This window comes from Porphyromonas sp. CAG:1061, from assembly GCF_000435035.1.
GTDB classification, from domain to species: Bacteria; Bacteroidota; Bacteroidia; order Bacteroidales; family Porphyromonadaceae; genus Porphyromonas_A; species Porphyromonas_A somerae.
The window spans coordinates 1-9126 of the sequence record NZ_HF988920.1; the positions used below are offsets into that span (position 1 = coordinate 1).

A 9126-nucleotide genomic window follows, 5' to 3' on the forward strand; every position below is an offset into this window, starting at 1 on the left:
TCACTTTTTTGTAGTAACTTTGTAAGGTATAATAAATTAAGACAAGATGAGAGCGTGAAGCGGTACAGCTTTGACAATATATGAAGAGAGGGATCTGGTATTATATTCGTTGTTTTGCGATTTATTTTGGGGCGATGGTTATCGGCGTCGCATCGCTTTTTCTGCTGATTGCTAGCGGTGCGATTGGCTATATGCCACCGATTGAGGACCTACAAAACCCTATAGATAAGTATGCCACTCAGCTCATCTCGGAGGATGGTGTGGTGATGGGCTCTTATGCATTGAAGGGCAATAACCGTATCTATACCACCTATGATGAGCTCTCCCCCGAATTGGTGGAGGCACTGATTGCAACTGAGGATAAGCGCTTTGAAGACCACTCGGGAATTGATGCATGGGGCCTCTTTCGTGTCTTTTTCAAGACGGTGATCTTGCGACAGAAGAGTTCAGGCGGAGGTAGTACCCTGATCCAGCAATTGGCAAAGCAGCTCTATTCGCCTAATGCCAAGAACTTCATGGAGCGGGCGATGCAGAAGCCTATTGAGTGGGTGATCGCTGCTAAGCTAGAGCGTTACTACTCTAAGGAAGAGATCATCACGCTTTACCTCAATAAGTTTGACTTCCTCTATCAAGCAGTGGGCATCGACTCTGCTGCTAAGACCTACTTCAATAAGTTGCCGAGCGAGCTGACAACAGAGGAGTCTGCCACTCTAGTGGGTATGTGTAAGAACCCATCCTACTACAACCCCGTGAGGTACCCGGAGCGTGCTAAAGGACGCCGTGATGTGGTGCTGGGACAGATGAAAAAGGCCAATTATATCACGAAGGCGGAGATGACCGAGCTACAGGCTTTGCCACTCACCCTTGTCTTTAAGCGACAAAACCACAGAGCTGGTATCGCTCCCTATTTCCGGGAGTATCTGCGTAGGATTATGATGGCTGAGAAGCCTGATAAAAAGGACTACCGCGGTTGGCAAGAGGAAGATTACAAGCGCGATGTAGCTCAGTGGGAGAGTAACCCTCTCTACGGTTGGTGCCATAAGAATAAGAAGTCGGACGGCTCTTCGTTCAATATCTACACTGATGGACTAAAGGTCTACACCACCATCAACTCCCGTATGCAGGAGTATGCCGAGGATGTGATGCTGCAGCACCTGGCAGGCGATATTCAGATTGCCTTTGACCGTGAGAAGAAGGGGCGTAGCCATGCACCCTTCTCTAGCAGTATCTCAGCAGAGGATCGGGAGAAGATCATCCATCGCTCTATTAAGAATAGCGACCGTTATCGCTTCCTCAAAGCCGATGGGCTGAGCGAGCAGGAGATCCTCAAGACCTTTGATGAGCCGACAGAGATGACGGTATTCGACTATGCCAAGGAGGGCGGAAAGTATGTTACTATCTACCGTGATACGGTGATGACGCCTCGCGACTCTATCCTCTATCTCAAGAAATTCCTACAGTCGGGCTTTATGGCCATGGATAGCAGCACGGGCCATGTCCGTGCCTACGTGGGCGGAGTGGACTTCGGTACCTTCCAGTACGATATGGCGACCAAGGGGCGTCGGCAGGTGGGCTCGGTGATGAAGCCATACCTCTTTGCCATGGCAATGAGCGAGGGCTTTACCCCTTGTACCACGATGGTGCACGAGCCACAGCACATCCGTCTCGCTACAGGGCAGATCTGGTCGCCTAAGAATGCCGGTGCTAGCAGAGTGGGGGAGGTGGTGACCATCAATTGGGGGTTGCAAAACTCCTCCAACTGGGTGACCGCCTGGCTGATGAGCCAGATGTCGCCCGTCACCTTTGTCGACCTGCTCTACTCCTTTGGAGTGACTGGCGACCTCGATCCTACGCCAGCGATTTGCCTCGGTAGCCCAGATATCTCGGTGGAAGAGATGGTGTCGGGTTTTAGCACCTTTGCCAATGCCGGTATGAGGGCAGTGCCTATCTATGTCACCCGGATTGAGGACCAGTACGGCAATGTAGTCGGCGAGTTTGCTCCCGATATTCGCGAGGTATTGCCCCCCGATGCTGCCTACAAGACCCTCCACATGCTTCGCAATGTGATGAACGGAGGTACTGGTAGCCGTACCCGATTTAAGTATGGCGTGCAAGCCGATATGGGCGGTAAGACAGGTACGAGCCAAAACCACTCCGATGCGTGGTTTATGGGCTTCACTCCAAGGATTAGTGCTGGTTGCTGGGTAGGTGGCGAGGATCGCTCCATCCACTTTGATGGTATCCGACTAGGTCAGGGTGCCAATATGTCGTTGCCGATTGTGGCGATGTTTTTTAAGCGAGTGTTTAATGATAAAGAGCTTCAGAAGCGCAAAGCTGAGCTGGGCATCGACCCCGAGGCTAAGTTTGTGATACCAGAGGAGTATGCCGACCCTTGTAAGTCGAAGGATGGAAGGGTGATTGCTACCTTTGAGCCTATTGAGGAGGGAATCGACCCGCTCTTTGAGTAAGCGACTTTTGGAGGCTATATAGATGTATTTATTTTAATCAACCAATTAATATTTAATTCAAAGATGTCAAAGAAGAGAATTTACTCCTTCGGCAATGGAGCCGCAGAGGGAAAGGCAGACATGAGGATGCTACTTGGCGGAAAGGGAGCCAACCTAGCAGAGATGAATCTAATCGGAGTGCCAGTGCCTCCAGGATTCACCATCACTACTGACGTTTGTCACGAGTATTACGACCTCGGTGAGGAGGCACTTCGCAAGGAGATGACCGACGAGCTGGAGAAGAATATCAAGCAGGTAGAGGAGATCATGGGTGCTAAGTTTGGTAGCAATGAAAACCCACTACTTGTCTCTGTACGCTCCGGTGCTCCTGCATCTATGCCAGGTATGATGGATACCATCCTCAACCTTGGTCTGAATGACGAGGCTGTAGAGGGTCTTGCTAAGAAGAGTGGCAACGAGCGCTTCGCTTGGGACTCTTACCGTCGTTTCATCCAGATGTATGGCGACGTAGTGCTTGGCATGAAGCCAGCCGATAAGAAGGAGATTGACCCCTTTGAGAGAATCATCGATGAGGTGAAGCAAGAGAAGGGTGTAAAGCTTGATAATGAGCTAGAGGTAGCAGACCTTAAGGAGCTTGTAACTCGCTTCCGTGAGGCAGTGAAGGAACAGACTGGTAAGGACTTCCCAACCGATGCTCGTGAGCAGCTTTGGGGTGCTATCGGTGCCGTGTTTGGCTCTTGGATGAATGAGCGTGCTATCATCTACCGTCGTATGGAGAGCATCCCAGAGGAGTGGGGTACCGCTGTCAACGTACAGGCGATGGTATTCGGTAACATGGGCGATAATTCAGCAACTGGTGTTTGCTTCACACGTAACTCTGCAACGGGCGAAAACCTATTCAATGGTGAGTACCTAATCAATGCACAGGGTGAGGACGTAGTGGCAGGTATCCGTACCCCACAAGAGATCACCAAGGAGGGCTCTCTCCGTTGGGCAAAGCTAGCCAACGTTACTGAGGAGTATCGTGCTAATGAGATGCCATCTCTTGAGGAGTCTATGCCAAAGATGTACAAGGAGCTAGTGGATATTGAGCGTAAGCTCGAGGACCACTACCACGATATGCAGGATATGGAGTTCACCATCCAGGATGGTAAGCTTTGGATCCTCCAGACTCGTAACGGAAAGCGTACCGGTAAGGCAATGGTGAAGATCGCTATGGACCTACTTCGTGAGGGTTCACTTACCGAAGAGCAGGCTCTGATGCGTATCGATCCTAATAAGCTTGATGAGCTACTTCACCCAGTTTTCGATAAGGCTGCAGAGGCAAAGGCAGTAGAGATTTCTCGTGGTCTACCAGCTTCTCCAGGTGCTGCTTCAGGTAAGATCTGCTTCTTCGCTGAGGATGCTGCACGTATGCACAATGAGCACGGCGATAGTGTGATCCTAGTGCGCAACGAGACCTCTCCTGAGGACCTCGCAGGTATGCAGGTAGCAGAGGGTATCCTTACCGCTAAGGGTGGTATGACTAGCCACGCTGCAGTAGTAGCTCGTGGTATGGGTAAGTGCTGTGTATCAGGTGCAGGTAGCCTAGAGATCGATTACAAGGCTGGTACCGTGAGCGTAGATGGTAGAGTATATAAGGAGGGCGACTATATCTCTCTCAATGGTTCTACCGGTGTGATCTACGAGGGTAAAGTGCCTACTAAGGCTGCAGAGCTCGATCCAGACTTCCAATTCCTAATGGAGCTATCCGATAAGTATGCACGCCTACAAGTACGTACCAATGCCGATACTCCACACGATGCAGAGGTAGCTCTCAACTTCGGTGCTACTGGTATCGGTCTTTGCCGTACAGAGCACATGTTCTTCGAGGGCACTAAGATCAAGGCGATGCGTAAGATGATCCTCTCTTCTGATACCGAGGGTCGTGTAGCAGCGTTGAAGGATCTATTGCCACTACAGAAGCAAGACTTCCTAGGCATCTTCCGCGTGATGGACGGTCACCCAGTGACTGTACGTCTGCTCGATCCACCTCTACACGAGTTCCTACCACAGGATGAGAAGGGTGTGAAGGAGATGGCCGATGAGCTTGGCCTTTCGCTCGCTCAGGTACAGGCACGTATCAACAACCTCCACGAGGTGAACCCAATGCTCGGTCACCGTGGTTGCCGTCTGGGCAATACTTACCCAGAGATCACTGTGATGCAGACCCGTGCTATCCTTGGTGCAGCTATTGAGCTTCAGAAGGAGGGCATCAACGTAATGCCAGAGATTATGGTGCCACTAGTAGGTACCGTGAAGGAGCTGGAGCTACAGCGCCAAACCATCGACGAGACGGCAGAGAAGCTCTTCGCCGAGGAAGGTGCAAAGGTAGAGTACAAGGTAGGTACCATGATTGAGATCCCACGTGCTACCTTGATTGCTGATAAGATTGCTGAGCACGCTCAGTTCTTCAGCTTCGGTACCAACGACCTTACCCAGATGACCTTCGGTTACTCACGTGACGATATCAATGGCTTCCTACCAGATTATCTTGCAAAGAAGATTCTCCCAGTTGACCCATTCCAGGTACTCGATCAGGAGGGTGTAGGACAGCTCGTTCAGCATGGTACCAAGCTCGGTCGCAGCACTAATGCCAACCTTAAGGTAGGTATCTGCGGCGAGCATGGTGGTGAGCCAAGTAGCGTGAAGTTCTGCCACAGAGTAGGCCTCAACTACGTATCTTGCTCTCCATTCCGTGTGCCAATCGCACGTGTAGCAGCAGCTCAAGCAGCTATCGAGGAAAAGAAGTAATTCACTCCTCCCCATACAATACCAGAGGGTGTGCTAGCCTAGTCGCTAGTACACCCTCTCTTTTTTGTGGCTTATCTGACGGGGTACCTTATCGGATGAGGTACCTCATCGGACAAGTCGGACAGGGCAGACAGGTCAGACAAGTCGGACGAGTCAGACAGGTCAGACAGATCAGACAAGTCGGACGGTGGCATCGTTTGTCCGACTCGTCCGACCTGTCCGATAAAGATCTCTTCTATAAAGTCACCCGATGGGAGAGCTCCCTGTCGGGTGCTCTAGGGGCTTATCCCTAGATCTGGTCGCCTGATTCAAGATTGGCACTTCTTGCAGCATTCTCAATATGATAAAGGGCGTACAAGTCAATACTTGTACGCCCTTTATCATATTGTATGCAATTAATTTGTCTAGTAACTAAAATTCATAAGTTACACTTGCATTGAAAGTTGTGCCAGGACCATAGTAAAGTCCATAGTTGTCTAAGCTAGCTACATAGCGCTTGTTGAGCACGTTGTACACATTTGCACGGATAAGGATACCTTGCTTTCCTGTAAGTGCAAAACGGTATGAAGCACCCATGTCAAGTAGTCCATAGTTATCTAGCTTCTGAGATTTGTACTCTTTTCCCTTGACTGTTGCTTCAGCCAACTTCTTAATGTCTACATCACCATATAGGTTGAGATAATGATTGTAGTCTGCAAAAATTACAAATCCCTTAGCTTTGTACTCAGCACCGAATCCTAAAGTGCTCTGTGGTGCACTTCCGACCTTAGTACCAGCCAACTCAATCTCAAACTTATCAGCTACAGAATTTCCAGAATCATTGTCAATCACCTCAACAGGAGTCTTCCCTGAATACTTCCAATCGCCATAGGTAAAGTGACCACGAAGCATCAGCCCTGTCAATGGGTGAGTGCGTATATCAAGCTCTACACCCTTGTGAATTTGCGTTACATTGGAAAGCCTAAACCCAGCACTCTGTAGCAGTTTATGAGTATTGGGTGTGGTATAATCGTCCATGCCAAAGGCGAGGAATCTATTTGCCCAAGAGGTATAGTATACATTGAGATTGATTGTAGTGTACCCTGGAAGCTTTGCTGAATAGCCTGCTTCAAGGCCTAGGATATTTTCATTCTCTACCTTTTGCTCTCTAGGGCGAATGGTGGAGTACTCAAAAATGTTGTCCTTAAATGGCTGGCGAGAATAATACCCTGCATTTGCGAAGAACTTGTGATTTTCACCAGCTAGAATAGACGCACCACCCTTGATGTTAAATCCAAAGCGATTGATTACGTCGGACTTCTCATTGAGCAATAAGAAGTTTTCGGATGCTCTATAGCTTTGATTAGAGAAAGCAGCTTGTAAGAAAGAGGAGAATAAATCGTTATGGTACTCTACTTGACCGAATAGGCCTTGGTAGTTGATCCACTCGCTACTATTGTATCCAATGCGGTCTTCGGTAGGTGCATAGTTGAAGAGTGAAGCCCATGGGTCGGCTTTATAAGTGTTGGTAATTAAATATGCACCATTGGCATCTAGTAATGATTTGTTACGCCCTTTGGCGTCGTTCCAACCCTTGAGACCAAATAGCTCTGTAAGCTGACGGAAGTGGTCTCCCTTATAAAAGCGGAGATCCGCTCCAACATTTACAGATAGGTTCTCGTGGTTGTCATAAGAGTAGTTGGATACTAGTCCAAACCAGTGGTGGTTATTAACTGAGGAGCGAATGGCAGTACCATTATATCCTTTGCCGTATCCACCAGCAATTGATTTATTGCATTCGTTTTCGATAAAGTCCCAACGGATTTGGCCATCAGCATCACGTCCAACTTTTTTTCCATTGGCATCTTTAATGTAATCAGGACCATTTCCGTAGGCTCCCGTTCCACCACCACGACCAAATGATGCATACAGCACGGTGGATAGAGATTGTTTCTTACTGATGTTCCAGTCCCAGTTGAGGTTCATTACTGGCTTGTGATAGTAGTTTTTGCGCTCGCTCAGGACTTTTCCATTGTAGTAACCCCAGTTCTTATTGTACTTGTATCCGTACTGGTCATATAGCTCTTGCTTAAGAGAGAAATGCTGGTTGTGCCACTGAGGAGCCCCAAAAATAAGGAAGTTAAACATGTGGTCTCCAGCTTTCTTACCTATAGAGAGGAAATAGTTTTGACCACTTCCTTGTGTGCCATCATTCCATTTGCGCTCACCTTGCCAATGGTCAATAAGTACTGAGACACCCCAGCCATTGCTTAACAAACCTGTGTTGTATGCTGCTGTGCCTTTGAAATACTTACCATAACCACCGATGAAACGAACAAATCCGCCTCTTTCAAGGTCGGTAGCCTTAGTAACGATATTGATCGTACCACCGACTGAGGAAATAGCTAGTTTTGAAGACCCTAAGCCACGTTGTACATCAATGGCATTGGCAATATCCGAGATGCCAGCCCAATTGGACCAGTACATTTTGCCATCCTCCATACCGTTGATGGGCTGTCCATTCAAAAGGAATGCGGTGTTGGACTGATCAAATCCACGCATAAACATCTTGCTGTCTCCAAAGCCACCAGCTTGGTTGGCTACATAGACGTTAGGGGTGTTTTTTAGGGCTTCAGGGAACTCTACATTACCTACCGCTTTCATCTGAATTTCAGAAGCCTTGACGATAGTTGATGCGATAGGTGTTACACGATTAGCCACATCAATTACTCCTTTACCCACAACTAGTACTTCCCCTAGCTGAGTATTGTCTTGGAAGATTGAAATAGTGCCTAACGAACTCTTCCCAGAGGCACTGTACTTAACAGTTGTACTCAAGTAGCCCAGGTAGTTTACTTCCAGTGTACCATTTCCTGTAAGGGAGATAGTGAATTTACCATCCATGTTGGTTGTGGTACCTTTAGACGAATCTTTGCTGTCTACCACCACAGCACCAATAAGAGGCTCATGTGTATCACCATCCACTACTACGCCTGTATAGGTCTTCTGTGCCCAAGAGGATGCACAGGTAAAGCCTAGTAAAAGCGAAAGCATTATAAGCCTATAAAACTGTTTCATAAGTTTGCTTTTTAGTTTATAAATTGTTGTCTCAAATAATAATCTACAATGGTCAATCTAATTCAATTGCAAAGTTACCTAAAACAATGTAGATTGGTGATATTGTAAATTAAGATTTCGTTACATATCTCAGAAAAGGCTGTTATTGCCCACACGTTGAAGGAGTAGACAGATAACACTTGCTATTCGGTAGCTTGGTGGAGTAGTTAGTTTTATTTACTTTTGTAGGTAGATATTAATTAGTGGAAAGGAGTGAAGCTATGCCAGATGTAGTGATGACCTTTAAGGGTCGGCCATATAACCTTACGGAGGAGCCTATGATCATAGGTATCCTCAATCATACACCCGATTCATTTTATGCCGGAAGTCGCATTGAGGGTGAACGAAATATACACCAACGGATTGAGGAGATCATTGCCCAAGGGGGTAAGATGATTGATGTGGGGGGGTACAGCTCTAGGCCTGATGCTGCGGAGGTCTCTGAGGAGGAGGAGTGGCGACGGGTGAAGGAGGTATTGGATATACTGAAGAAGGAGTACCCTGATCTGCCAGTGAGTGTCGATACCTTTACCGCTTCGGTGGCACGTAAGTCGGTAGAAGAGGGTGGGGCAGATGTGATTAATGATGTTTCGGGTGGGCGTATTGACCCACTGATGCTGCAGACGGTGGCGGAGCTACAGGTACCTTATGTGCTGATGCATATGCGGGGTACGCCCAAGACGATGCAGAGCCTCTGTGAGTACAAGGGGCGTGTGGCCGATGGGGTGATTGAGGAGCTACTGGTGACGATCGAGAAGCTGAGGGAGCT

Annotated in this window: 4 protein-coding genes; 3 read left to right on the forward strand and 1 reads right to left on the reverse strand. The window is 48.2% G+C overall.

The window, feature by feature from the left end; translation table 11 throughout:
• The first annotated feature begins 80 nt into the window (after positions 1-80).
• Complete coding sequence (locus tag QVO39_RS05745) at positions 81-2468, forward strand: transglycosylase domain-containing protein (protein ID WP_021903389.1); 2388 nt, start codon at positions 81-83, stop codon at positions 2466-2468.
• A 63-nt stretch (positions 2469-2531) separates the two neighbouring features.
• Positions 2532-5261, forward strand: coding sequence for a pyruvate, phosphate dikinase (gene ppdK, locus QVO39_RS05750; protein ID WP_021903390.1), 2730 nt, complete (start codon positions 2532-2534; stop codon positions 5259-5261).
• Between the two features lie 411 nt (positions 5262-5672).
• Here ppdK and QVO39_RS05755 read toward each other — a convergent pair whose 3' ends face one another.
• Positions 5673-8318 (reverse strand): carboxypeptidase-like regulatory domain-containing protein, encoded by a 2646-nt coding sequence (locus tag QVO39_RS05755; protein WP_021903391.1) that lies wholly within the window; start codon positions 8316-8318, stop codon positions 5673-5675.
• 260 nt (positions 8319-8578) lie between these two features.
• On the opposite strand from QVO39_RS05755, the gene folP reads away from it, so the two are divergent.
• Positions 8579-9126: dihydropteroate synthase (gene folP / locus QVO39_RS05760; protein ID WP_288171831.1), on the forward strand; the 548-nt coding region annotated here is incomplete at its 3' end.